A 24,447-nucleotide genomic window follows, 5' to 3' on the forward strand; every position below is an offset into this window, starting at 1 on the left:
AGGGCCGCCCGCGGACGCCGCGCCCGTCGCGCCGGCCGCAGCGCCTGCGCCGGCCGTGCCCGCGGCAGCGCGATCCTCCGCCTCGAACGCCACGTCGTCAGCGATGGAGTCATCCACATATAAAAGCTCGTCGAGCGATACGCCGTAGAGCCGCGCCAAGGCAATGAGATTGTCCGTGTCAGGGGACGACTCCGACCGCTCCCACTTCGATACGGCCTGGCGCGACACGCCCAGCTTCTCTGCCAGAGCCTCCTGCGATAGCCCCGCCTGCTTCCGACGAGCCGCCAGGCGCTCGGCGATCTCCACGTTCATGATGGGCCTTTCTCCTCGATGCGTTCCATCTTAACGGAAGCCCACCCTACCCGTGGCGGCGGCAGGGCGCGACCAATTCCAGTTGGAATTTTGGGGAAACTATTGGTTGCGCTCATCTGACCTGGCACTTTGAATGAAAAGAGGGCGACTGCCCCGGCAGCCGCCCTCCGCTCATTCGTCTTGCGCGCGCTAAGCCCCTACTCAACCGCCGGGCCGCCCGCCGCGGCGTCAGACTCGGAGACGACCTCGGCGGCCGCCGCCTCCACCTCCTGGGCCTGGGCATCCAGGGCCGCGTCCCTCTCGTCAGCCTGGGCGGCCATCTCGGCCACCTTGGCGGCAAAGGCGTCGCGCTCGTCCTTGCTCAGGGTGGCCAGGTGCGCGGCGATGAGGTCGTCGCGCACAGCGCTGGCCGTGGCCGTGGCCTTCTGAGTGGCCTGGTCGATCAAGTCGGCGTTGATCACCTTGCCCTGCTCCACGGTCAGCTCGCCCTTGGCGATGAGCTGGTCCACCAGCTCCTTGGACTTCTCCGCGCCCAGGGCCATAGCCCCGATGCCCGCCATGAACACGTCCTTGAATCCATCGGTGATGCTCGACATGATGAGCCTCCGTATCCTCGGGAACCGCGCCGCCCCGCGACGCCTCTGCAGCCCATCATGCGCGCACGCGCCGCCCGTCCCCAGCCCCAGGTGACCGATGTTACGGCTTCGTTGAGTCCGCGGCTCCGGGATGCGACCGACGCAGCCACCCCACCCCAGGCGCGCCTGACGTAAGACGGCGGGCGCTACCGCCTCTCAGCCAGGCGAGCCGCCAGCGCCGGCAGCTCGGCAATAGATCCCAGAACGTAGTCCGGATGCTCGGCAGCCAGCACGTCTGCGGGGAACATGCCCCACGTAGCCGCCACCGTCGTCGTGCCAGCGCCGTTGCCAGCCTGCAGGTCGAAGGGGCTGTCGCCCACATATACGCAGCAGTCGGGCTTGAGGCCCAGCTCCGCGCAGCCCTGGAGCACCGGCGCGGGATCGGGCTTGTGGGCAGCGCACTCGTCAGGCCCCAGCACGAAGGCAAAACGCGACTCGATGCCCGTCAGCGCCAGCGCGCGCCGGGCCAGCCCGCTGCGCTTGGAGGTCACCACGCCCATCGGGCAACCCATCGCCGCCAGCTGCGCCAGCGCGTTCGCCACGCCGGGGAACGCGGCCACGCGCTCGTCGTGAATGATGTCGTTATGCGCCCGGTAGGCGTCCACCAGCCGGTCGTGGATCTCCTGATCGTCCGTGAAATCCCACATCTGCGTGACCAAGGGCTGGCCCACCTTCTGCATGAGCACCTCATCCGGCAGTTCGCGCCCCAGCACTGTGCGCACCGTGTGCCGGAACGAGGCCAGGATGATGTCGTAGGTGTCGATGAGCGTGCCGTCCAGATCGAACAGCACGCCCAGGGAGCTACCCGTGGAGCGTACCGAACTGCCCATCTCTGCCATTTCAAAAACCGCCTTTTCATCTGCGGAAACGTCCTATAATGCCTGGTCAGAGCCGTGGCACTAATCGTCAGTTTGGTACGCCTCCTGCCAACAAAAAAGCGCGCCGCCCTAGGGAGCGGCGCGCGAGTGCGCCGGATTTACGCGAACAGCATGTCGAAGGTGCCCACGCCGGCCTTCGACTTCTTGGCGTTGCGCCGCGCGAAGGTCATCATCTCGGCGAAGGTGGCCAGCGGCACGCTCTTCTTCTCGCCCGTGCGGCGCAGCTTCACCTCGACGTTGCCCTCGGCCAGGCCGCGCTTGCCCAGCACCACCTGGAGCGGCCAGCCGATGAGATCCGCGTCGGCAAACTTCACGCCCGCGCGCTCGTCGCGATCGTCGATGACCACTTCCAGGCCCAGGCCAGCCAGCTCGCGCGCCACGCGCTCAGCGGCGGGCTGCACCTCGTCATCGCCCACGGTCAGCGGGATGACGCACACATGGGCCGGCGCCACCGAGAGCGGCCACATGATGCCGTGCTCGTCGTTGTGCTGCTCCACCACGGCAGCCAGCGTGCGGCTCACGCCCACGCCATAGCAGCCCATGACGAACGGGCGCTCGGCGCCGTCCTCGTCGGCGAACGTGGCGCCCATGGCCACGGAGTACTTGTCGCCCAGCTGGAACACCTGCGACACCTCGATGCCGCGCGCGCCCTCCAGCGGCAGCCCGCAGTCCGGGCAGCTGTCGCCCGGCTTCACGATGCAGAGGTCAGCCCACGCGTCCACCGTGAAGTCCGCGCCAGGACGAGCGCCCAGCAGGTGGAAGCCGTCCTCGTTGGCGCCGACCACCCACTGCGGGACGGCCTGCAGACTGACGTCGGCCACGACGCGCGTGCCCTCGGGCAGGCCCACCGGGCCCATCGAGCCCTTGTGCAGCCCGGCGGCCTCCATCTCCTCGTCGGTGAGCAGCTCGAAGCCCGGCACCGCGCGGCTCGCCTTGATCTCGTTGAGCTCGTGATCGCCCGGCACGAACATGACGGTGACCACGCCGTCCTCGCCCTTGCCGGAGAGCGCCTTCACCGTGGAGGACTCGGGGATGTCCAGGAACTGGGCCAGCTCCTCGATGGTATGCACGCCCGGGGTGCTGATCTTCTCAAGGGCCGCCACCTCATGGCAGGTGGGGCGCGCGAGGCAGGCACCAGCCTCGGTGTTGGCCGCGTAGCCGCAACTGCAATACACGAGCTCGGCCTCGCCAGCCTCGGCAAGCGCCATGAACTCGGTGGTCACCTTTCCGCCGATCTGGCCGGAGTCGGCCTCTACTGGGCGATACTCCAGGCCGCAGCGCTCGCAGATGTTGCCGTAGGCCATGCTCATGTCGTCATAGGTCTTCTGCAGCGACGCCTGGTCGGCATGGAAGCTGTAGGCGTCCTTCATGATGAACTCGCGGCTGCGCAGCAACCCGAAGCGCGGGCGGATCTCGTCGCGGAACTTCACCTGGATCTGATAGAGCGAGCAGGGCAGCTGCTTGTAGGAGCGCAGCTCATTGCGGACGAGCGCGGTGATGAGCTCCTCATGGGTGGGCCCCAGGCAGAAGCCGTGGTCATGGCGATCCACCAGGCGCATGAGCTCGGGGCCGTAATCGTCCCAGCGGCCGCTCTCGTGCCACAGCTCAGCCGGCTGCAGCGCCGGCATCATGATCTCCTGCGAGCCGATGGCGTCCATCTCCTCGCGCACGATGCCCTCGATCTTGGAGAGCACCCGGTAACCCAGCGGGAGGAAGGTGTACACGCCCGACGCCGTCTTGCGGATCATGCCCGCGCGCAGCAGCAGGCGATGGCTCGCGATCTCGGCATCCGCCGGGTCTTCCTTCAGCGTGGGAGCGTACAGCTGGCTCATGCGCAGCACGATATTCGTCATAGTTGCTCAATCTCCTCCATGAGTGCGTCGACTATCTCTGACTCGCGTACTTTCCGAACAATTTTACCATGGGAGAAAACCACGCCGGTCCCCGCCCCGCAAGCCACCCCGATATCAGCATCGGCGGCCTCGCCCGGGCCGTTCACCACACAACCCATGACGGCCACCTTCACGGGCGACTTCACGTTCGCCAGCCGCTGCTCCACCTCCGACGCCAGCCCGATGAGGTTCACCTGGCAGCGCCCGCACGTGGGGCAGCTGATGAGCTCGGGGCTGCGACGACGCAGGTCAAGCGCGCCGAGCAGCGTCCAGCAGGCACGCACCTCGGTCACCGGGTCGTCGGTGAGCGAGATGCGCAGCGTGTCGCCTATCCCCTGCTCAAGGAGGACGCCCAGGCCGCAGGCGCTCTTGATGATGCCCTGGAACGCCGTGCCCGCCTCGGTCACGCCGATGTGCAGGGGCACAGCGGGAATGCGCGCGGCCAGCAGCCGGTAGGTGTCGATGGTGGCCTGCACGTCGTGCGCCTTGGCCGACACCACGATGTCACGGAAGCCCCGCTCCTCGAAATGGCGCACGTAGTCCGAGGCGCTGGCGGCGAGTTTCTCGGGCAGCGTCAGGTCGTCGCGCGCAGCCAGCGCGGCGTCGAGCGATCCGGCGTTCACGCCGATGCGAATAGGGATCCCGGCCTCGCGCGCGGCCTCGATGACCGCGTCGGTGGCCTCGAGGCCGCCGATGTTGCCAGGGTTGATGCGCAGCTTGGCAGCGCCACGACGCGCGGCCTCGATGGCTATCTGCGCATCGAAGTGGATGTCGGCCACCACCGGCAGCGCAGAGGCCGCGCACACGGCTGCGAACGCATCCAGGCAGTCGCGATGCGGGATGGCCATGCGCACCACCTCGCAGCCGGCCTCAGCCAGCGCGGCTATCTGCGCGAGGTTGGCCTCGACGTCCTTGGCCGGCGCGTTGAGCATCGACTGCACCACCACCGGCGCGCCGCCGCCCAGGGGCACGTCGCCCACCATCACCTGCCGCGTGCCCTGGTTGGGTCGCTCGCCCTGCTCCATATTCGCCCCTTTCTCGCCAAGCGCGTCGCGCTTGCTGATAGAGATGACGAAGCCGCGCCGCCCTCACAGGAGCAGCAGACCCCGCCGGCTGCCGAACGTGCCGGCGGCCTACGCCCCCGCCGAGGGCCCGAACACGCCGGTGCCCGCGATGAGGTTCTGGATGTCCTGATTGAGCATGATGGCGAAAAATCCCAGGAACAGCGCCATGCCCGCCATGGACAGGTATCCCATGGCCTTAGGCGACACCACCTTGCGCGTGGCCTTCTGGAACACCTCCACCACAAACCGTCCGCCGTCGAGCGGTGGGATGGGGATGAGGTTCATGATGCCCAGCGAAACCGAGATCATCGCCATGAACTGCAGCGCCATGAACAGCCCCTGCTCGACAGCCTGCTTCGAGAGCACCGCGATGCCCACGATGGACGTGGAATCCGAGACCGTCTGCGCCGCGGTAGCCGGGTTGAACAGCCCCGCCACCGCCTGGATCACCATCCCGATGTAGCTGAAGCCCACCTCGATGGACTGCCACGGCGTCGCGTTGTAGTGGAACACCTCGCCGGTCTGAGTGTTCTGCACGTCAAACCCGATGACCGAGAACAGCACCACGAACGCCACGATGGCGAACAGCAGGTTCACCGCCACGCCCGCCACCAAGATGACCGAGCGCTTCCAGAAGGGAAGGCTGCGGTACTGCTGGCGGTACTCCGCGTCGAAGAGCGCCTGGGCGTCATCGACCGGGCGCGCCTCGCCCAACGCGTAGGCGGCCGGCGCCTCCTCTCCCGCCGCCAGCGCGGCACGCACCTGCCTCTTCGAGGGCGTCACCTCTCGCGCGCGGTACGTGTTGTAGGGATCGCGCTTCGTGGGACCGTTGCAGCTCCCCCACTCGGTCAGCTCCTCCAAGGCCTCGTAGGCCTCGTCATCAGTGATGCCGCAGTCGGCGGCGATGTCCTCCATCTCGGCCGTGCCGCGTCGGTACAGGGCCGCCAGCACCTCCTTCAGATGGGGCTGCATCTCGCCGGCCTCCATGCCGCACACGCGCGCATAGCCGCCCAGCGGAACGGCGGTCACGCCGAACTTGGTGTCGCCCTTGGTAAAGCCGACGTTAGGCCCGGGCAGGCCCAGCATGAACTCGGTGACGCGCACGCCAAAGACACGTGCGGCCAGGTAGTGGCCGCCCTCGTGGATGAACACGAGGAATCCGATGACGATGACAGCACACAAGATGGTGAATAGAAGGTCCACTTCACGTCCTCTCGAGGCGCGGGGCAACCGCGCGGTAGGGAAACGATGCCGAAGGGCCGCCGTCCTCAGCAGGACGCGGCGGGGCGGGGCGACGATGCCCCGCTGCTTGCTCGTGGGCCATTATAGGAAAGTCCCCCGATACGGGCGGGTTTCCGACAGAAAACCCATGAGGAGGGACGCACGGGGATGCGCCGGCGAAGGGGACGGGGCGCCGAGGCGGGAAGCGGTCGCAGGCGCGGGGACGGGCGCGACGGCCCACGCGCGGCACCCGCCCCGCTGCCCGCGCGCCGCTCTCGCGTCGGCGGGGGCGACTAGGGTGGGCCGAACGCAGCAGCTGCCTCGCGGCAGCCAGAGAGAAAGGAGCCCCCGTGCACGCCGCCCCCGCCCACACCCCTCGGATCGCGACCCGCGCCTTCAAGATAGCGATGACGCTTCTGCTGGTCATGGGCCTCATCCCCCTCAGCCTCTGCTCGCCGCCGACGAAGCACGCCTTCGCCGCTGACCAGGTCTATCTGGAGGTGAACGGGCAGATCCCCTATGCGGGATACTCAACCGGCCGCATGACCGTCAACGGCGCGCCGGCCATCTGCGCCCAGCCGGCGAAGCTGACGCCCGCGTCGGGAACCTACGCGAAGCAAGACCTGATGATCGGCTACGCCGGCAGTCCCGAGTGGTACGAGGCGGAACGCAGCCACCTGCGCGCGCTCCTCTACTTCGGCCCCGGCAGCTACGGCTTCGATCCCGCCATCTGGCCTGCCACCTGGTACGACGGCACGGCGATGACCTACGACCGCTACCTCGTCTGCCTCCACATCATGGTGAGCGACCGCTACTCCTACGACTTCAACAAGGCCACCTATGGCTGCAGCGCCGAGTTCAAGCGCTGGGCGCTCAACAACCTGACCGGCCAGCTCACCGAGACGGAGACCGTCCCCGACTTTGAGAACACCACCGCGGGCAAGATCTACGCCAACGACTGGCGCGTTCCCGCCACCTTCAACGCCTACGCCCTGGCCACCGGTGCAAGCAGCCAGGTCGTCCTCACCTTCGACAACGTCGGCTGGCTTGCGCTCGACAAGGGCAGCACCAACCCCGCGCTTACCGACGGCAACGGCTGCTATCGCCTCGACGGCGCCTCCTACCTGGTGACCAACGGCGCGGGCGCCCCCGTGGCCACGCTCGTCACCGACGCGGCCGGACGCGCCGCCTCCGGCGAGCTCGCACCGGGCACCTACTACGTCCAGGAGACGACGGCCCCCGAGGGGTACGCGCTCGACCCCACCGTCCACACCGTCGAAGTCACCCCCGGGGAAACCGCGGCCGTCGGCACAGAAGGGCGCGTCGTCGATGAGCCTCAGCACGACCTCGCTGCGGTCTGGCTGGCCAAGCTCGACGCGGACAGCGGCGCCCCGGCGCCCCAGGGCGCCGCCTCCCTCGCAGGAGCCGAGTTCACCTTCGACTTCTACCCCGGCTACTACGCCAGCGCTCAAGAGGCGCGTGATTCGGGAAATCCGCTTCGCACCTGGGTGTTTCGCACCGACGAGGAGGGGCGCGTCCTTCCCGATGAAGCCCACTGGGTAGGCGGCGACGAGCTCTACCGCAATGCCGACAACGCCCCTGTGCTACCCCTGGGAACCGTGCTCATCGGCGAGACGAAGGCCCCCCGCGGCTACCTCCCCGATCCGACGATCCATGTGCGCCAGATCACTGGCGGAGGCGGCGCGCAAGAGGTCTCCTCCTACCGCCATCCCCTCGTCTCGGAGCCGATCATCCGCGGCGGCGTTCGCGTGGAGAAGCACGACAAGGAGACCGGCAGCCCGAAACCGCTCGGCGGCGCCAGCCTCTCCACCACCTTCGAGATAGCCAACGCCAACAACCGCCCCGTGGTAGTGGAGGGCGTCAGATATGCGCCTGGCCAGGTGGTCAAGCGCCTCGTCACCGAGGACGGCGAGGCGCAGACCGCTGCCGACTGCCTCCCCTTCGGCACCTACTCCATTCGCGAGGTCATGCCTGGTGACGGCTATTTTCTCACCGACGGCGAGCCGCGCACGTTCTCCATCGAGCGCAACGGCGTCATCGCCGACCCCTTCGCCGCGAAGGAAAGCTTCAAGAACCTCGTGAAGCGCGGCGACCTGGATTTCGTCAAGGTGCGGGAGGGCACCATGGAGCGCCTCGCTGGCGTTCCGTTCCGCCTGATCAGCCAAACCACCGGCGAGGCGCACGTGCTGGTGACCGACGCCAACGGCTACGCGAGCACGGCCGCATCATGGAACCCGCACAGCCAGTGCCCGAACGCCAACGACTCCGCAGGGCCGAACAGCTACGACGCCACAGCAGGCATCTGGTTCGGCGCCGACGTGACACCGGACGACAAACGCGGCGCCCTCCCCTATGACACCTACACCCTTGAGGAGCTGCCCTGCAAGGCCAATGAGGGGCTCGTGCTCGTAACCATATCGGACATCGTCATCAGCCGCGACTCCTACACGGTCACGCTCGGCACCATCGACGACGGCGAGCCCGACGACGGAACGCCCTATCTGGCCACGACTGCGGCTGACGGATTCGACGGCGACAAGCTGGCCATCGCCGACGCCGAGACGGTCATCACGGATCGCGTCGAGTACGCCAACCTCACCATCGGGGCGGAGTATCGCCTGGTCGGCACCCTCATGAGCAGGGCCACCGGCGAGCCCGTCCTCGATAGCGAGCAACCGGTGACCGCCGAGCGAACGTTCACCCCCGTTGCACGGCGCGGCCACGTGTCCCTCGACTACCGTTTCAACGCCCTGACCTCAGGCGCAGGCGATCTGGTGGTGTTCGAACGCCTCTATGATCAAGCCGGGCGCCTGGTGGCCAGCCACGAGGACCTCGATGACTTCGGGCAGACGGTGCGCGTCGTGGAGCCGTCGGTGAGCAGCGTGGCCACCGCCACCTCTGATGGGCGGAAGTCCCTCGTGGCCGACCCGGTGGCCTCGGTAAGCGACACCATCGCGTTTGCCAACCTCGTCCCTGGCGAGGAGTACACGGTACGCGGCGTGCTGATGCACCGGGCGACTGGCAAGCCGCTGGCCAGCGCCGGAGCACCTGTAACCGCCGAGACCTCCTTCGCGCCAGACACCGGCCACGGCAGCGCCACCGTCGTGTTCGAGTTCGACGCCAGCGAGCTTGAGGCCGGGGACGAGCTGGTGGCCTTCGAGACCCTCTATCGGGGCGACGCAGCCGTGGCGACCGACACCGACATAGCCGACGAGAACCAGACGGTAACCGTCGAACGCCCCGCCCTCTCGACCGAGGCAAGCGATGGGCTCGATGGCGACAAGCGCGTCATCGCAAGCCGACGCAGCACCGTGACCGACGTCGCGACCTACGCGGGGCTCATTCCCGGACGGGACTACCTCATGCGCGGCGAGCTGCACCTCCGCGATGCCGAGGGAGCCGACGCCGGCCCCCTACGCGACGCTGACGGCATCCCGGTGACCGCCGAGCTGGCATTCACGCCCGAGGCGCCAGACGGATCCGTAGCGCTGGCGTTCGACTTCGACTCAGTCGCCTTGGCCGGGCGCGATCTGGTGATCTTCGAGTCCCTTTACCGCGAGGAAGCCCTCATCGCATCCCACGCGGACATCGCCGATGAGAACCAGACCGTCTCCGTCGTCCCCAGCACCCTGATGACGCGGGCTCGCGACAGCGCGGACGGCGACAAGTCCGTTGCGCCCGCGGAGGGAGTCGCGGTGGCCGACCGCATCGTCGCCCGCGACGTCGTGCCCGGCGAGAACTACTCCATCGTGGGCCTGCTCGTAGACCGGGAGGATGCGCGGCCCCTCCTCGCCGCCGACGTCTTCGCGAACCCTGAGGCCCAGGCGCCTGAGGGGCTGCAAGCCTATGCTGCCGCGCTCGACGCCTGCGTCGCCCACGGAACAGCCCGCGTAACAGCCGACGGGCCCGATTTGGAAGCGCAGCTCGTCTACGACGTGGACGCCGCAGAGCTCGCCGGCCGCGATCTGGCAGCCTTCGCCTTCCTCTTCTGCGGCGATGATCTGATAGCCGCCGAGTACGACCCCGACTGTCTCGATCAGGTCGTTACCGTATCCGACCGCGATGAGCCGCCGAGTCCGCCCGACGAGGAAGAGCCCGAGCCCGACCAAGAGCCGTTCCCAGAGCCGCACGACGGGAAGGAGACGCCCCTCGCCAAGACCGGGGACGGGCTGCTCGTGCCCCTCGTCGCATTCGTCGCAGCGCTCGCCTGCGCCGTGATGATTCCCGCTGCCGTGAAACTGCGACGACCCTGATTCAACAAGAGGGGCCCGCAAACACAGCTTCCGGGCCCCTCCCCTATCCGAGAGCTTTGACGGGCGGCAGCGCGAACCGACTGCGACGCCGCTCAGACGGCACCTAGCGGCCGTTGGCGCGTACCCAGGAGCGAGCGGCGGCGCGGGCCCACGCGTCGACGGTCTCCAGCTGATCGAGGCTCTCGACGCGCTGCACGCCCTCACGCTCATGCGCGTCCATGACCGCCTCCACGCAGGCGGCTATGCCGAGATAGGAACACTCCTCGGCCAAGAACGCCGCCACGGCCACCTCGTTAGCGGCGTTCATCGCGCAGGGCAGCGTGCCGCCCGTGCTTCCCGCATGGCGGGCAAGCGGCAGGCAGCGGAACGTGCTCTCATCCGGCGCGGCGAACTCAAGCGTGCCCAGCGTGCGGAAGTCAAGCGGCTGCACCGGAGCATTCCATCGCGCAGGATACGAGAGCGCGAACTGGATGGGGATGCGCATGTCCGTCGTGCCCAGGTGCGCCTTCACGCTTCCGTCGGCGAACTCCACCATCGAGTGGATCGCGCTTTGAGGCTGCACCACCACCGCTATCTTGTCATAGGGCATGGCGAAGAGGTGGTGCGCCTCGATGACCTCGAGGCCCTTGTTCATGAGGGTGGACGAGTCGATGGATATCTTCGCCCCCATGTTCCACGTGGGATGGGCGAGCGCCTGAGCAGGCGTGATGGCAGACAGCTCGTCGCGCGTGCGACCGCGGAACGGGCCTCCCGACGCGGTGACCCACAGCTTCGTCACCTCACGCGGCTCCTCGCCCAACAGGCACTGGTAGATAGCACCGTGTTCGGAGTCGATGGGCATGAGCGCCCCGGCGGGCCCGAAGGCCGGGGCCAGGCCCTCGGCGCGACGGTGCTCGTCGAGAGCGGCAGCCAGCGGCATGATGAGGTCGCCCGCCACCACGAGCGACTCCTTGTTGGCCAGCGCAAGCACCTTGCCGGCAGCCAGCGTCTCGTAGCTCGCGCGCATGCCGGCCTCGCCCACCAGGGCGTTCACCACCACGTCTACCTCGGGCAGCCGCACCAGGTCGACCACGGCCTGCGGCCCCACGCCGAAGGAGCCCTCCGGCGACTCGGCGCACCAGGCGGCCAGCTCGTCGCAGCGCGCGTCGCCCGCCAGACGTGCGTCGCCCGCGGCCAGGTGGCACACGCCAAGCTCGCGTGCCTGCCGACCCAGCACATCCAGGCTTCCGAACACCGCCAGGCCCACGGCCTCCAGCTTGTCGGCATGCTGCGCGATGACGTCCAACGTCTGGACGCCGATGGATCCCGAGGAGCCCAGCACCACCACGCGCCGCCGCGCGCCGCCCTGCGCGCAAGCGCCGTCTGCCACGCGCGCGCCCTCGTTACATGATGACATACGGAATGCACCCTCCCGCCACGAGCAAGATGGCCGACGTCACGGCGGCCAGGAACAGCGAGTCGCAGCGGTCAAGCAGGCCGCCATGACCCGGCATGATGGTGCCCGAGTCCTTGAAGCCCGAGTTGCGCTTGATGCGGCTCTCGGCCAGATCGCCCAGCACCGACATAAGACCGCAGATCAGCCCAAACAGCAGCGCCATCGGAATGCCCATGGTCACGCCCGGCACGAGCGTCATAACGCACCAGAACACCATGGAGCCCACCAAGCCGGCGAGGAACCCCTCCCAGCTCTTCTTGGGACTCGTGCGCGGCGCCAGCTTGTGGCGACCGAACTTGCAGCCGATCAGGTAGGCAAACGAGTCGTTCGCCCACACGCTCACGAACACCAGCAGCACCAGCACGCCGCCCCACGGGTCGCCCAGCGACTGGCGAATGACCACCAGGCCGCACAGCAGAAGCCCCGTGTACGCCGCACCGAAAAAGCTAATGCCCACGTCGGGGATGCGGGCGCGCGTCCAGAACACGTACCAGACGAGCAGGGCCAGCAACAGCATCAGGTTCACCACGAACGCCCCGGTGAGACCGTAGAAATAAACGCTTGGCGGGTAAAGCATCGCCGCGACGATTCCCAGCATCTCGTTGGGGAGCTTCGCGTCCGAACGCAGCATGTAGTAGAACTCGCCTGCGCAAATGCCGGCCACCGCCATGAGCATGAGCAGCATGGGGATGTCGCCCGCCAGCACGCAGACCACGGTGAGCACGGTGTACACAAGCCCCGTGCGAAACCGCACTTGAATATCGGAGGGGTTCTTGAGCTTCTTCGGCGTCTTGTCGAGCGCCGCCTGCTTCATCTTCTGACGACGCGCAGCGCGATCAGCCTTCTTCTGCCGTTGGGCCTCAAGCTGCTCGACAGTGGTGGGGCGGCGCCACTCAGGCGTCGGGACATCCTCGGACGCGCGGCTCGGCGCCGCGTCCCGTTTGGCGGTCTCCGCTCTCTCGGCCTCGGGAGCCACTTACTTCACCGCCCCGAAGCGCCGGTCACGCCCCTGGTACTCGAGCAGGCAGCGCAGAAGCTCGTAGCGGTCGAAGTCGGGCCACAGCACGTCGGTGACCACGAACTCGGAGTATGCGATCTGCCACAGCAGGAAGTTGGAGATGCGCATCTCGCCGCTTGTGCGGATGAGCAGGTCGGGATCGGGAATGCCGCAGGTGTAGAGCCCGCGCTCGAACAGCTCCTCGGTGGGCACGAGCAGCTCACTGGTTTCCTCGGCCCTCAGCACAGCCTCGCGCATGCAGCCCTCGCAGGCACGCAGGATCTCCTGGCGCGACCCGTAGTTCACCGCCACGACGAGCGTCATGCCATCGTTCTCGCGCGTCTTGCGCCATGCCGCGTCGAAGGCCTCGCGCGTATCCGCCGGCAGCACGCTCAAATCGCCGATGGTCATCACGCGCACATGCTCCTCGTGCAGCCCGTCCACCTCGGCCAGCATGGTCTTGGCGAACAGGTCCATGAGGCCCACCACTTCATCCTGCGGGCGCTTCCAGTTCTCCGTGGAGAACGAGTAGATGGTGAGGTAGCGGACTCCCAGGTCAGACGCGCATCGAATGGTCTCGCGCACTGCTTCGATGCCGGCCTTGTGGCCGCGCAGGCGGTTGAGCGCGCGTTTCTTCGCCCAGCGTCCGTTGCCGTCCATGATGACAGCGACGTGCTCGGGGATGCGATCAATGTCTAACGCCCCCAGATCCACATCAGACGGGGGCGCGGGGAAAATATAGTCGAGGGGCTTGTTCATGGGCGGTTCGCCTCGCAGGTAGAGGGGTTAGGGGAAGGCGCGAGCCTAGATTTCCATGACCTCCGCTTCCTTCTTCTTGAAGGAAGCGTCCACGTCGGCGATGTACTTGTCGGTGAGCTTCTGGATCTCGGCCTCGGCGCGCTTGGCCTCGTCCTCCGGCAGGTTGTCGTTCTTGATGGCCTTCTCCACCGCAGCGTTGGCGTCGCGGCGGGCGTTGCGCACGGCCACGCGGCTTTCCTCGGCGAAGGCCTTGCACTGCTTCACCAGCTCGCGACGGCGCTCCTCGGTGAGGGCGGGGAACGGCAGGCGAATGACCGAGCCGTCGTTGTTGGGGGTCACGCCCAGGTCGCTCTCCTGGATGGCGTGCTCGATGGCGCGCAGCATGCCCTTGTCCCACGGCTCGATGACCAGCAGGTGCGCCTCGGGCGTCTTCACGCCGGCCATCTGGTTGATGGGGGTGGGGACGCCGTAGTAGTCGACCTTGATGCGATCGAGCACCATGGCGTTGGCGCGGCCGGTGCGGACAGAGGAGAAGTTGTCGTGCAGCGAGGACAGGGCCTTCTCCATGCGCTCCTCGGCCTGCATCAGAATCTCGTCAACCATAGCGGTTCCTTTCCCTGGGCGCCTCCGGCGCGTCTCACGTCGGCCTCGCGGCCGGCTGGTAGTCCTGCGTTGCCGCCGCCTGCATGGGACGGCTGGCGGCGCCTCCTCGGGCGCGCGGCTCTATTCTACCGTGGTTCCCACGACTTCACCCTTGAGCGCCCGCGAAATGTTACCGGGCTTGGTCAGGTCAAACACGATCATGGGGACATCGTTGTCCATGCACAGCGAGGTGGCCGTGGCATCCATGACGTTGAGGCCGCGGTTGAGCACCTCCAGGTAGGTGATGCGGTCGAAGCGCTTCGCGTCGGGGTTGGTCTTGGGGTCGGAGTCGTAGACGCCATCGACCTTGGTGGCCTTCATCAGGCAGTCCACGTCCAGCTCGCAGGCGCGCAGCGCGGCCGTGGTGTCGGTGGTGAAGTAGGGGTTGCCGGTGCCGGCGGCCAGGATGACCACGCGCCCCTTCTCCAGGTGGCGGATAGCGCGGCGGCGGATGTAGGGCTCCGAGACCTCCTGCATGTTGATGGCGCTCTGCACGCGGGAGATGACGCCGTGACGCTCGAAGGAGTCCTGCAGCGCCAACGCGTTCATGACCGTGGCGAGCATGCCGATGTAGTCGGCCTGGGCGCGATCCATGCCCTCGGCCGAGCCGGCCAGCCCGCGGAAGATGTTGCCGCCACCCACGACGACCGCCAGCTGCACGCCGTCACGCACGATCTCGGCAATCTGCTCCGCCAGGTCGTCGACCACCTTGGGGTCGATGCCGTAGCCCAAATCGCCCGCCAGCGCCTCGCCCGAGAGCTTCAGCAGCACCCGGTCGTACTTGTATCCGTCGGCCATGAATCCATCCCTTCGTCAAGAAGCGTAAACCCTAACCTGCAATTGTAACGGAAAGCGCCCCCGAGCCAACCACCAGCACGAGGAAACCGCGGAAAGGGATGGGGGACGACGAATGCTATCCGCGAACCAAGGCGCTATACATCAATATCGTCATACGGACACATAAGCGCCCAAGGCCCAGAGAGCCCAAAACCGAGGAAGTCCAATCCTCTACCAGAAAGAAGGGAGCCGTATGAAATGTCCACATCGGAGAACTGACCCCACGTCTAAAGTAGTGACCGCCATGCGAAATACGCGCAGGATCCAGCGATTGGCGCTCGCAGCAACCGCATTAGCGGCCATAGGGGGATTTCTCATTGCCGCATATAACGCCACGAGCGCAGAAGGCGCCGGCCTCTCGCTTCTCTTCTCCTCCGTCTTTACTGGCTTTATGCTCCTGGTTTTCGCGTCCGCACTACCGCCAAGCGCTGCGAAGTACATCTGCGCACGGTTCCGAGATCGGGAGCCGCTTTACAAGGCCGCCACTACAATCTTTTTTGGCCTAACCGTATCGATCCTTATGTCTTATTGGGCGACCCAAATCACGCAACGTCAAATGGAAATCGCAGATCGTGAAACCGCTCCTCAGCTGACCATATCGTCATTTGAGAACGAGGACGCCAAATACTACGAGATCAGCAACGCAAAGGGGATGGCCGCCTATGTCACTCTTCAAGTGGAAGAGAGGTATCGATTTCAAAGTGGTGGCGAAACATACGAAATCGGTCTGACTTTTCCCGTGGAGCTCGTCGGCGAAACGTCAAACCTGAGCCCATCGAGCAAGGAAATACTTTTTAGGCAAGAATGCAGCAACTTCGACGAAAGCGGCGTCTACGACAACCTCAAGACGCACTTATCTTCGAGAGGGGCGGAACCGGATTATCTATCGCAAGTCAGTGAGATAACCGTCTCATTCTTCGACCACGATGGACAGCGGAGAGCCTTCGTCTTTTGTGAGAGGGACGGCAAAATGCTGCTGACCAGCACCGATACCTATCGCTATATACCCGAGAGAAACTTAACCGGCATCTTATGGCCCGGAGAAGACGCCGGAGCTGCGGCATGCCGCCTTGCCGACGAAGTAATGGAGGGACGCCTTTAGAAGGCAGGGGCTTCTTTGCCTAATCCCGCCGGAAGAGGTCGCGGGTGTAGACCTTGGCGGCTACGTCGGCCAGCTCGTCGTCCCAGCGGTTGGCGATGATGAGGTCGCAGCGCGACTTGAACTCGCCCAGGTCGCGGATGACCTCGGCGCCGAAGAAGTCGGGAGCGTCGAGCGTGGGCTCGTAGACCACCACCGGCACCCCGCGGGCGCGCACGCGGCGCATGATGCCCTGGATGGAGCTGGCGCGGAAGTTGTCCGAGCCGCTCTTCATGGTGAGGCGGTGCACGCCCACCACGGGCGCCTCGACGCCGGAGTAGACGAGCGACATTACGCGGTCGACCACCTGGTCGGCCACGAAGTCCTTGCGCGTGCGGTTGGCTTCGACGATGGCGCGGATAAGGCTCTGGGGCACGCGGTCGAAGTTGGCCAATAGTTGCTTGGTATCCTTGGGCAGGCAGTAGCCGCCGTAGCCGAAGGAGGGGTTGTTGTAGTGCGACCCGATGCGCGGCTCCAGGCACACCCCGCGGATGACCTCGGCGGCATCAAGCCCGCGCGTGGCCGCGTACGTGTCGAGCTCGTTGAAGAACGACACCCGCAGCGCCAGGTAGGTGTTGGCGAAGAGCTTCACGGCCTCGGCCTCGGTGGAGCCCATGATGAGGACGGGGATCCCTCGGCTACCATCGGCGTTCTCGCGATCGCGCTCGGCGGCGTCGGCGCCCTCCACGAGGAGCGTTGCGAAGTCGCGTGCGGCCCCTTCGAGCGCATCGGCGAAGGCCGAGGAGCGCGGCACGCCCACGATGACGCGCGAGGGATGCAGGTTGTCGTAGAGGGCACGCCCCTCGCGCAGGAACTCGGGGCTGAACAGGAAGCGTCCCTGAGGATAGCGCGCCGAGAGCTCCTCGGCGTAGCCCACGGGAACCGTCGACTTGACGATCATGACGGCGGAGGGGTTCACCTCGAGCACCAGCTCGACCACCTGCTCGACGTAGCGCGTGTCGAAGAAGTTGCGGTCGGGGTCGTAGTTAGTGGGCGTGGCGATGACGACCATCTCGGCGTCCCGATAGGCCGCCGCGCCGTCAAGCGTGGCCGCGAGCGAAAGTGGCCGCTCCCCCGCGGCTGCCTCGGCGAGCCAGGCCTCTATCTCCACGTCGGCGATGGGGCTCTCCCATCGCGCGAGCGCCTCCACCTTGGAAGGCACCACATCCACCGCCACGACCTCGTTGCACTGCGCCAGAAGCACGGCCAACGAAAGCCCGACGTACCCAGTACCTGCTACTGCGATTTTCATACAAATCTCCTTTTACCTGACCCCACCCGGGAATAGAAACGCTGCGTCAGACGCGACGACACCAATCCCCCTTCGCCAACAGCCAAAGAGGAGATACGGACGACCTGATTTGCTTGCAACCCCACAAAATGAGTGGCTCAGCAAGGCCTTCTTGAATATCCGAAACTAACTGGGATCAAACGCCTAAAGCGGACTGCGTCTTTGAATTAACCGAGCCGGAACCCCTCCCACAACGGAATAAGGAGGAACATCGCGCGTAACAACAGCCCCCGCACCAACAATGGAGCCGGTTCCTATCTTTACGCCAGCCATTATTTGAGCACCAAAACCGACCCAAACGTCATCTTCTAAAATGATGTCCTTGTGATCGTGCCCTTGGCTTATCATAGGTATGGTCACATCGTCATGCCTATGCATATCAGTTCGAAAATGCGTGTTATAGGAAATCATGCAGTTTCGCCCGATCACGATACGCGCATTGCTGGAGGCGCAAAGCATCCCCCCCCCGTTGACGTATGACCCCTCTCCTAGGAAAATATTTTGAGGATAACGCATGGTCAAATACCCCATCACGCGACCAGCGCTCCCATTTTTTCTTATAAGATTAGTCAAATACCGCCCTGCGTACTCGCTTTTCTTTCGTTCCCACCAACAGATGACATGACCGAGCAATGCGATTCTCCTCAGTAGACTAGCATGTGCCTCTATTGAGCCCCAGGTACCTTATTTGACCACTCGCCAGGTATCCAATCCCAACAAGCGCAAGGATGATAAGGGCCTTTTCCATTAATCTCAAAAAAGCAACTTCCGACAGAAAGGACGACGAGAGAACGCAAACCAGAGCCGATAGTACGGCTATCACTATTTCCGGAATAAACCCAAGAAACACAGATGCCGGCTTCCCCAACGACTTAGAGACAAGAAAATAGAACATCGGAATAAGCTGAACACAAAACGAAGCACTCATAAAAAGAGCGATAACCGTCAAGCTATTCGCCGCAAGCCCAATCGCCAAAGCAGCAAGGGAGAGAAGCGTGTTTACGAGGCCGCATTTAAACATCAGGTCAGTTTTCCCCAGGCTTTGAAAAAAAGCTCCTGAGGGGTTGCCCACCATTTGCGCATAAATACCCCACGAAAGCATTTGAAGTATCTCTGCCGACTCAGCCCATTGCGCTCCGTACACTATTGCAACTATCTCCGACGATCCACAGAAAAAGATGGCAGTCAGAGGTGCGGCTATAAGAGAAAGAGCTTTTGTGACTCTAAGCCAGCCGGAAAACATCCGGTCGCAATCATCTCGGCGCTCAACCATATAAGGCTGAATTACCGAGCCGAGAACACTAGAAATGGCAGTCATGGGAAGTGTCGTCAGTTTATAAGCATTGCTGTAAAATCCTGCCGAGACGGGACCCATCAACCGTCCGATCATCATATTGTCTGCATTCCGCGAAAAAAAGTTCACCATGCCAAATCCAAATTGATAAAAAGAGTAAGAGAATATCTTCTTCAGGGGCGAGAGGAAATGACAATTAATACATCCGATTGGCCGCGAAAGCACATTCCACAAAAACACGATGAACGCCGACAGTACCGACTGGAAAGCCAGAGCATAGCAGCCAGCACCAAGAAAAGCCGCAACAATGGCCGCAATTCCTGAGATCATTGTGGCAACCACAAGACGAATGCCGATGCTGGCAAATCGCCGCTCCTTTAACATGAGCCCATTCGGGACCATATTCAGCGTCGCAAACAACAGGACGAGAGACAGCGCACAACAAACAGGCGTGAGAAGCGGATTTCCGTATATCGCCCCTATACCGAAAGAGCACAGACAGAATAGACCTGATATGGCAACAGACACTAGGATAGAAAAGAAGAATAGGGCGCCGTAATCCTTCTCAGACAGTTCTCCGAACTGGACTATCGCCGTACTTATCCCCATATCTGAAAACATGGAGAAAAAAGCAACGAACACGGTCGCTATTGCAATGACGCCGTAAGCATCGGGAGTCAAAAGCCTTGCTAAGATCGCCGTTATGACAAGCTGCATACCAATACTTGCATACTTCGATGCAAACTGAATGGCAGCTGCCAACCGAATACTCACCGCTTTGTCAGTTCTGACCCGCAAGCTTACTCGTCTCTGCCAGAAACCATCTTGTTCTTCACCATGTTTTTGATCCAAGGGTGAGCTTCAAAAAACGGCTCAACAAAGCCTAAATATCGCTTTAATCTATCTTTTTTATAAAAAACTTTGACCTCATCGACAATCTTGCGATCTATCTCTCGCTTTCGAACTTTTAAGAAAATGCCATTTAAGGCAGCCTCTCTTTGTCTCCAATCGAAACATGAGAGCGCCTTTTTGCGAGCATTTTCCGATTGAATCTTAACTTGCTCAGGATTGTCCAAGTAAAAACGCATCTTTGAAGCCAGATCTTCTACATCGCAAAGCGACATCGGCCAATAATACGCGTCGCCTCTAGCATAGTTCCTTTCGACCCTCACCAGTCTTCCAACCTCATCATCGATTATCTCGTTCATAGGTGGATAGTCTGTTGAGATGACAGGCATCCCGCATGCAAGCGCTTCGTACATAGTAAGACCAAGTCCATCAAGACGAGTCGGATACACGTAGATATCACCAAGGTGATAGAGGCCGGGAGCTGCAACTGTCTCGCATATCACCTCAACTCCCTTTCCAGCGAGCTCTTCGAGACTCAGATCCGAAGCCCAATCGATTGGCTTCTGCGAATGAATTACCAAACGAGCGCTTCTACCCATGTCCTTGTCGACAAAAGCCCGTATAAGTAGCTCCGTTCCCTTCCGCGTAGACATCCCTGCAGAATGAAAGAAGGTTGGTGGACGGTCATCATCTTTTGAGTTTGGCTTAAATACGTGCGTATCTGTTCCCCAAGGCAAGAAAATAGCTTGCTGGTGGAATGACATCGCCTGTAGATGGCGACGCGTGTTGCATATTACGAAGTCAAACAGGGAGAACCATGGCAACGTTTGCTCGGTATAGTAATCAATATAGGAGCCTATTATAATCTCGGGATGGTTTTCAATCAAAAAGAGGATTATCCGCCAATCTTGCTGCTCATTAAAGAAGATCAGATCGATTGAGTTTTCTTCGATCCATCTTTCAAATTCTTTTTCATTTACGAAAAAACCTCGGCTGCGCTTTGACCAGGTGACATTTTCAGCATCCCAATTGGGGTCCCCTATGGCCTGTTTCTCGCCGCCTCTCGCATAAATGAAGACCTCATTCTGGGCCTGAAGCAGCTCCATGTATGAGCGACTAACATAAGATGCTCCCCGCTCAAACCAGGTTGTAACTATACCGATTCTCATTCTTTAATCCGTTCATCGAGACAAACGACACTGGAATGCGCTTTTTTTCTTTGACCACACGTCATACAGGCGCCCATACTTATCAATACCCAGAAAATGTAGTAGCCTTGATTTGCCTCCATCATCGAGGCCAGTATCGAAAGTGCAAAAAAGAAGGGGAAGATCCTTTCCTCCGGAAAGGATCTTTTATAGGCCTTCAAGATAGACAGGATGGTTGCCACGAGTAAAAATACAGGCAAAATTCCTAGTCGCACGGCAATGTCGAGAAATGTGTTGTGGGCCGAATACACAATGTTGTCGGGATTTGGCCAAGGGTTGAACTCAACATAAACACCTGTCCCCAGAGGGGCCTGGCCTATCATCTGAATTGCCATATCCCAGATGGCACGTCGACCAGAAAAAGTTGCGTTTTTCCCTAAAAGAGAGGTGAGCGCACTGAGGTCAAACCCGACTCCCCATCCCAAAACTACGAGAAAAAAGAACCCTGCCGTACTGAGCAAGAGCACCCACAAGGCAATTACCTGGCCGACCCTCCTCCGAGAAACGCACGCAAAGGCGAGAATGAAGGCAACGGCTACGACACTGGTTGACGATGGGAGGTAAAGCGACATAAAGCAAATCAAAACCAAAATACCGAGCAGCCTTTTTCTCGTAAGAGCGTCGGATCGTCGCATCTTCTCGAAACAAAAAAAGGCAAAGCAGATGAGATACAGCGGCAGCTTGTTTTTTCCGCCCAAAAACCACACCCGACCATCGCCTGTCATTCCGCATATCAAACCCTCAGGAAACAAAACACGTGTAGCAAAATCAACAACAAGGTACAAGCCGAGAACAACGCGATAGAAGGAAAAGAGGAAGCGACGGTCTGCTTTATATATCAATATGTTGAGCGCCGCGAATCCTATGAAGGAAAAGCAAGACAGACCGTATGTTAAGTAAAAATCTCCTAGAACCAAACTCGTAATGACACAAAAGATTTCAACGCCGGCAGCGAGTCCCAGCTGGAGACTAGGGATCCTGCTTTCCAAAAAAAGAAGCACCGCGAAAAAGGAGATAACATACCTTGCAGCGGCACACATCTCATGAAAGAACGGCACTAGCTCAAAATAATCAAACGAAAGAGGCACGAAAAAAGGCATGAGGCATATAACCGCCCCTATTCTTTCGCATACAGAATGGCCGCTGATCAAAGATTGCTTTTCCTCTGCACGCAAAGAAAAGCTCCCCGATCTCCTCGCCATATCAGCAGGAAAGAACGGAATCGTAAAACTCCTCAAAAGCAGCAGCCTGAACTTCAGAAGAATAAAGGGGGAGACTTCGTTCTATCGATGCTTGATACTCGTCAAAGCATGTTCTTCTAGAAAACCGCACCATTGCATCCCGCAAAATAGAATCATCTCCATCTGCGACAAGAAGACCCCCTCCTATATCACGCATGACCTCGCCCAAACCACCTCTTGCAGTTGCTATGACGGGCAGGCCTGCAGAATTTGCCTCTACTACAACTCTTCCAAATGGCTCATCCCATTCGGAGGGAACGACGACAGCATCTGAATTATGCATAGCTAAACGCAGGTCTTCGTTTTTGAGATGACCCTTGTATTCAATTCTTGAATCCTTGATGCATGCCTCTTGCACATCAACGGCCAAGGGGCCGTCACCACAAACTGTCAGCCTAAGATTATCTCCATCTAATGAAGAAAAAACCCGGAGCAGTCGGTCAATTCCCTTCACGGGAATCAGACGTCCCATATAAAGAAAAGAAAAGACATCGGGATCCCTCAGAGTCGAAAACCTTTGCCGAGGTTCGTCGCAACTAGCAGAAACGGCGTTGACGATACGCCTCCTTTGTGCGTTAGGAAAAAATCCTTTGTCCACCATCGCCTGGAGAGTAAAGCTCGATGGCGCTGTTACTCCGTCAACAATTTCACTCAGTTTTCTGCACTTTCGCCAATACCAGCCATGAAAAAGCCCGTAGGCTGAAACTGGATTTACTTCTTCAAGCAAACCACGGGGTGACCATAGGCCGTAATCTCTAAGGGTATGGACTATCCTAGCGCCGCTTCTTCTTGCCACCTTCCATATTCTCAACGAGTGGTTGTTGGTCGTATTTGTATGCAATATATCAGGAGAGACTTTCCTTATAACCTCACTCAGGTAGGAGTCGGCCGCCGGATTGTCGATACAAAGACATTTCGCAAGAATTTTCGATGGAAGAGAATCGCCTTCGCAAAAAGCAGGAGGCTTTCTTATCACCGTCACGCCGTTGATAACTTCATACGGCTCCTCCTGATCACAAGACCTTGTGCACAAGACGGACACCTGGTGCCCTCGGGAAGCCAACGTCTCCGAAAGAAGCTTCACGCTTTGCTCGGCGCCGCCGCGCATATCTGGATAGTACCAGTCGTTGGAAAGAAGTATTCTCATCACTTGCTTTTGCTTCGTTGCTCCGCCAGTTTCGCACCATTCAAATACGACTGTTCTACAGCAGCAAAGGAGGACTCTGCGTCAAACCCCGCCTGATCAATTGCTTCAAATGCCGCGTGGCGTCCATCACTACCCTTCGCTATCAGGCGAAGCGCATACGAGGCCCAATCCTCGTCGCTAACCGACAAAGGGATCCTGACCAGCGGCGAGCCACCTATACACACCTCTTCGGTTATCGCATCGCTGGCCAGCACGGGCAATCCTGACGCCTGTGCCTCTACAAGGTTAAGGGGCAAGCCCTCGAAAAGCGAAGGAGCCAGCAAGACATCCATTGCATCGTAGTATTTCTCAACTTCATTAGTGTAGCCCAGACATACGACTTCTCTTTCTAGCCCGGCGCATTCGCTCATATACCTAAGCAGATCCATCTGCTCGCCATCTCCTAAGACAAGAAAGCGAGCGCAGGGATTCTTGAAATGAGCCGCCCTAAAGACATCGAAGGCCTTCTTTATGTTTTTGGCAGGGATGAGACTTGCTGCAAACCCCATGATGCATTCTCTTTGCGAAAAACCCAGCAAAGCTCGCGTTTCGTTACGCCGACTTTCGTCGAAGCGGTACTTTTTTGTATCAATGCCATTTCTCACTACCTGGAACGTGTCTCCCGGAAAAAGATGCGCCCCGGCCTCTTGAGAGCATGCCCAAAAATCAGTCGCATCATGACGATAGCTCAGCCTGAGTAAGCGAGTCGCCACATCCTTCGCCAATCGAAAATCTGACCCAAAATTTGAATTGTGGCTATGGATTATTCTTCTTGGAATTCCCGCCTTTCGCGCTGCGTGCGCATAGAGAAAACCGAGTCCGTTGTTTGTGTGGATATGGACGATATCGTAGCTATCTGCAGAAAAAAAGTCTGTGAGTTCTTTTCTTACTCTCTTCCATTCCAGATACCGCGAGCCATTTAGCAAAGGACCCGCTTGCTCGCATCCCAAGTCGATATTTATGGCAGAGTCAACCGATACTACCGAAGACTCAATCTCATGAGACGAGCAATATGTTACTAGGGATTCGACAAATTTCTCTACTCCGCCGCGACTCCATTTTTTTACAATGTGTAATACCTTCGTCATTTCAAACCTATTGAACAATTCTTGCCGGAACGCCAACCGCAGTTGCATCGTCTGGAACGTCCTTGAGGACGACCGCATTTGCCCCCACCTTCGCCCCATCGCCAACGTAAACGGGGCCTAACACCTTGACGCCAGCGCCAATGAAGACGTTCTTGCCAAGACGGGGAGCAGCCAATGGGTCTTCTGTAACGCCAAGCGTTACTTGC

General features: G+C 61.2%; 20 protein-coding genes and 1 pseudogene. 2 read left to right on the forward strand and 19 right to left on the reverse strand.

Annotation, left to right across the window (positions count from 1 at the left end; genetic code table 11):
* The 6 genes from D1643_RS04900 to D1643_RS04925 form a co-directional block, all read right to left on the reverse strand.
* The coding region (locus D1643_RS04900) for a helix-turn-helix transcriptional regulator (RefSeq protein ID WP_236643383.1) at nucleotides 1-312 on the reverse strand (312 nt) is incomplete at its 3' end.
* 197 nt (nucleotides 313-509) lie between these two features.
* Nucleotides 510-908: a phasin family protein gene (locus tag D1643_RS04905; protein WP_160709219.1), complete on the reverse strand. Its 399-nt coding sequence runs from the start codon at nucleotides 906-908 to the stop codon at nucleotides 510-512.
* 185 nt (nucleotides 909-1,093) lie between these two features.
* Nucleotides 1,094-1,786, reverse strand: a complete 693-nt coding sequence (locus tag D1643_RS04910) for an HAD family hydrolase (RefSeq protein WP_236643384.1) — start codon at nucleotides 1,784-1,786, stop codon at nucleotides 1,094-1,096.
* A 137-nt stretch (nucleotides 1,787-1,923) separates the two neighbouring features.
* Nucleotides 1,924-3,678, reverse strand: a complete 1,755-nt coding sequence (locus D1643_RS04915) for a proline--tRNA ligase (RefSeq protein WP_160709221.1) — start codon at nucleotides 3,676-3,678, stop codon at nucleotides 1,924-1,926.
* Entirely contained in the window at nucleotides 3,675-4,742 is a 1,068-nt protein-coding gene (gene ispG / locus D1643_RS04920; protein WP_160709223.1) for a flavodoxin-dependent (E)-4-hydroxy-3-methylbut-2-enyl-diphosphate synthase, read from the reverse strand. Before ispG ends, D1643_RS04915 begins: the two co-directional genes overlap by 4 nt.
* 108 nt (nucleotides 4,743-4,850) lie before the next feature.
* Entirely contained in the window at nucleotides 4,851-5,984 is a 1,134-nt protein-coding gene (locus D1643_RS04925; RefSeq protein ID WP_160709225.1) for a site-2 protease family protein, read from the reverse strand.
* Nucleotides 5,985-6,352: 368 nt separating this feature from the next.
* Between D1643_RS04925 and D1643_RS04930 the strand changes: the two genes are divergently transcribed.
* The gene (locus tag D1643_RS04930) at nucleotides 6,353-10,276 is read left to right on the forward strand and encodes a VaFE repeat-containing surface-anchored protein (protein WP_160709227.1); all 3,924 of its coding nucleotides are present in this window, start codon (nucleotides 6,353-6,355) and stop codon (nucleotides 10,274-10,276) included.
* Between the two features lie 103 nt (nucleotides 10,277-10,379).
* Here the strand turns inward: D1643_RS04930 and dxr are convergent, their stop codons facing one another.
* From dxr to pyrH, 5 genes are all read right to left on the reverse strand, one after another.
* Nucleotides 10,380-11,672 (reverse strand): 1-deoxy-D-xylulose-5-phosphate reductoisomerase, encoded by a 1,293-nt coding sequence (dxr, locus tag D1643_RS04935; protein ID WP_160709229.1) that lies wholly within the window; start codon nucleotides 11,670-11,672, stop codon nucleotides 10,380-10,382.
* On the reverse strand, nucleotides 11,659-12,525 hold the full coding sequence (locus tag D1643_RS04940) for a phosphatidate cytidylyltransferase (protein WP_160709253.1): 867 nt from the start codon (nucleotides 12,523-12,525) through the stop codon (nucleotides 11,659-11,661). Before D1643_RS04940 ends, dxr begins: the two co-directional genes overlap by 14 nt.
* Nucleotides 12,526-12,687: 162 nt before the next feature.
* Nucleotides 12,688-13,467, reverse strand: coding sequence for an isoprenyl transferase (locus D1643_RS04945; protein WP_160709231.1), 780 nt, complete (start codon nucleotides 13,465-13,467; stop codon nucleotides 12,688-12,690).
* A gap of 45 nt (nucleotides 13,468-13,512) precedes the next feature.
* Nucleotides 13,513-14,070, reverse strand: coding sequence for a ribosome recycling factor (gene frr, locus D1643_RS04950; RefSeq protein ID WP_160709233.1), 558 nt, complete (start codon nucleotides 14,068-14,070; stop codon nucleotides 13,513-13,515).
* Between the two features lie 120 nt (nucleotides 14,071-14,190).
* Nucleotides 14,191-14,907, reverse strand: coding sequence for a UMP kinase (gene pyrH, locus D1643_RS04955; protein ID WP_160709235.1), 717 nt, complete (start codon nucleotides 14,905-14,907; stop codon nucleotides 14,191-14,193).
* A 283-nt stretch (nucleotides 14,908-15,190) separates the two neighbouring features.
* Between pyrH and D1643_RS04960 the strand changes: the two genes are divergently transcribed.
* A complete protein-coding gene (locus tag D1643_RS04960; protein ID WP_160709237.1) occupies nucleotides 15,191-16,048 on the forward strand; it encodes a hypothetical protein in 858 nt (285 codons plus the stop codon).
* A 19-nt stretch (nucleotides 16,049-16,067) separates the two neighbouring features.
* On the opposite strand, the gene D1643_RS04965 is transcribed toward D1643_RS04960, so the two are convergent.
* The 8 genes and pseudogenes from D1643_RS04965 to D1643_RS05000 all read right to left on the reverse strand — a co-directional run.
* Entirely contained in the window at nucleotides 16,068-17,336 is a 1,269-nt protein-coding gene (locus tag D1643_RS04965; protein WP_160709239.1) for a UDP binding domain-containing protein, read from the reverse strand.
* 195 nt (nucleotides 17,337-17,531) lie between these two features.
* Nucleotides 17,532-17,699 (reverse strand): annotated as a pseudogene (locus D1643_RS12220) (DapH/DapD/GlmU-related protein); the annotation flags it as partial.
* A gap of 328 nt (nucleotides 17,700-18,027) precedes the next feature.
* On the reverse strand, nucleotides 18,028-19,521 hold the full coding sequence (locus D1643_RS04975) for a lipopolysaccharide biosynthesis protein (RefSeq protein ID WP_160709241.1): 1,494 nt from the start codon (nucleotides 19,519-19,521) through the stop codon (nucleotides 18,028-18,030).
* On the reverse strand, nucleotides 19,470-20,624 hold the full coding sequence (locus tag D1643_RS04980; protein WP_160709243.1) for a glycosyltransferase family 4 protein: 1,155 nt from the start codon (nucleotides 20,622-20,624) through the stop codon (nucleotides 19,470-19,472). The genes D1643_RS04975 and D1643_RS04980 overlap by 52 nt, the downstream gene beginning before the upstream one ends.
* A 59-nt stretch (nucleotides 20,625-20,683) precedes the next feature.
* Nucleotides 20,684-21,877 (reverse strand): O-antigen ligase, encoded by a 1,194-nt coding sequence (locus D1643_RS04985; RefSeq protein WP_160709245.1) that lies wholly within the window; start codon nucleotides 21,875-21,877, stop codon nucleotides 20,684-20,686.
* A gap of 52 nt (nucleotides 21,878-21,929) precedes the next feature.
* On the reverse strand, nucleotides 21,930-23,114 hold the full coding sequence (locus D1643_RS04990; RefSeq protein WP_160709247.1) for a glycosyltransferase family 4 protein: 1,185 nt from the start codon (nucleotides 23,112-23,114) through the stop codon (nucleotides 21,930-21,932).
* Nucleotides 23,114-24,289: a glycosyltransferase gene (locus tag D1643_RS04995; RefSeq protein WP_160709249.1), complete on the reverse strand. Its 1,176-nt coding sequence runs from the start codon at nucleotides 24,287-24,289 to the stop codon at nucleotides 23,114-23,116. The genes D1643_RS04990 and D1643_RS04995 overlap by 1 nt, the downstream gene beginning before the upstream one ends.
* Nucleotides 24,249-24,447: serine O-acetyltransferase (locus D1643_RS05000; protein WP_305038648.1), on the reverse strand; the 199-nt coding region annotated here is incomplete at its 5' end. The genes D1643_RS05000 and D1643_RS04995, both read right to left, overlap by 41 nt.

Origin of the sequence: Enterorhabdus sp. P55 (assembly GCF_009911695.1) — a bacterium.
GTDB lineage: Bacteria > Actinomycetota > Coriobacteriia > Coriobacteriales > Eggerthellaceae > Enterorhabdus.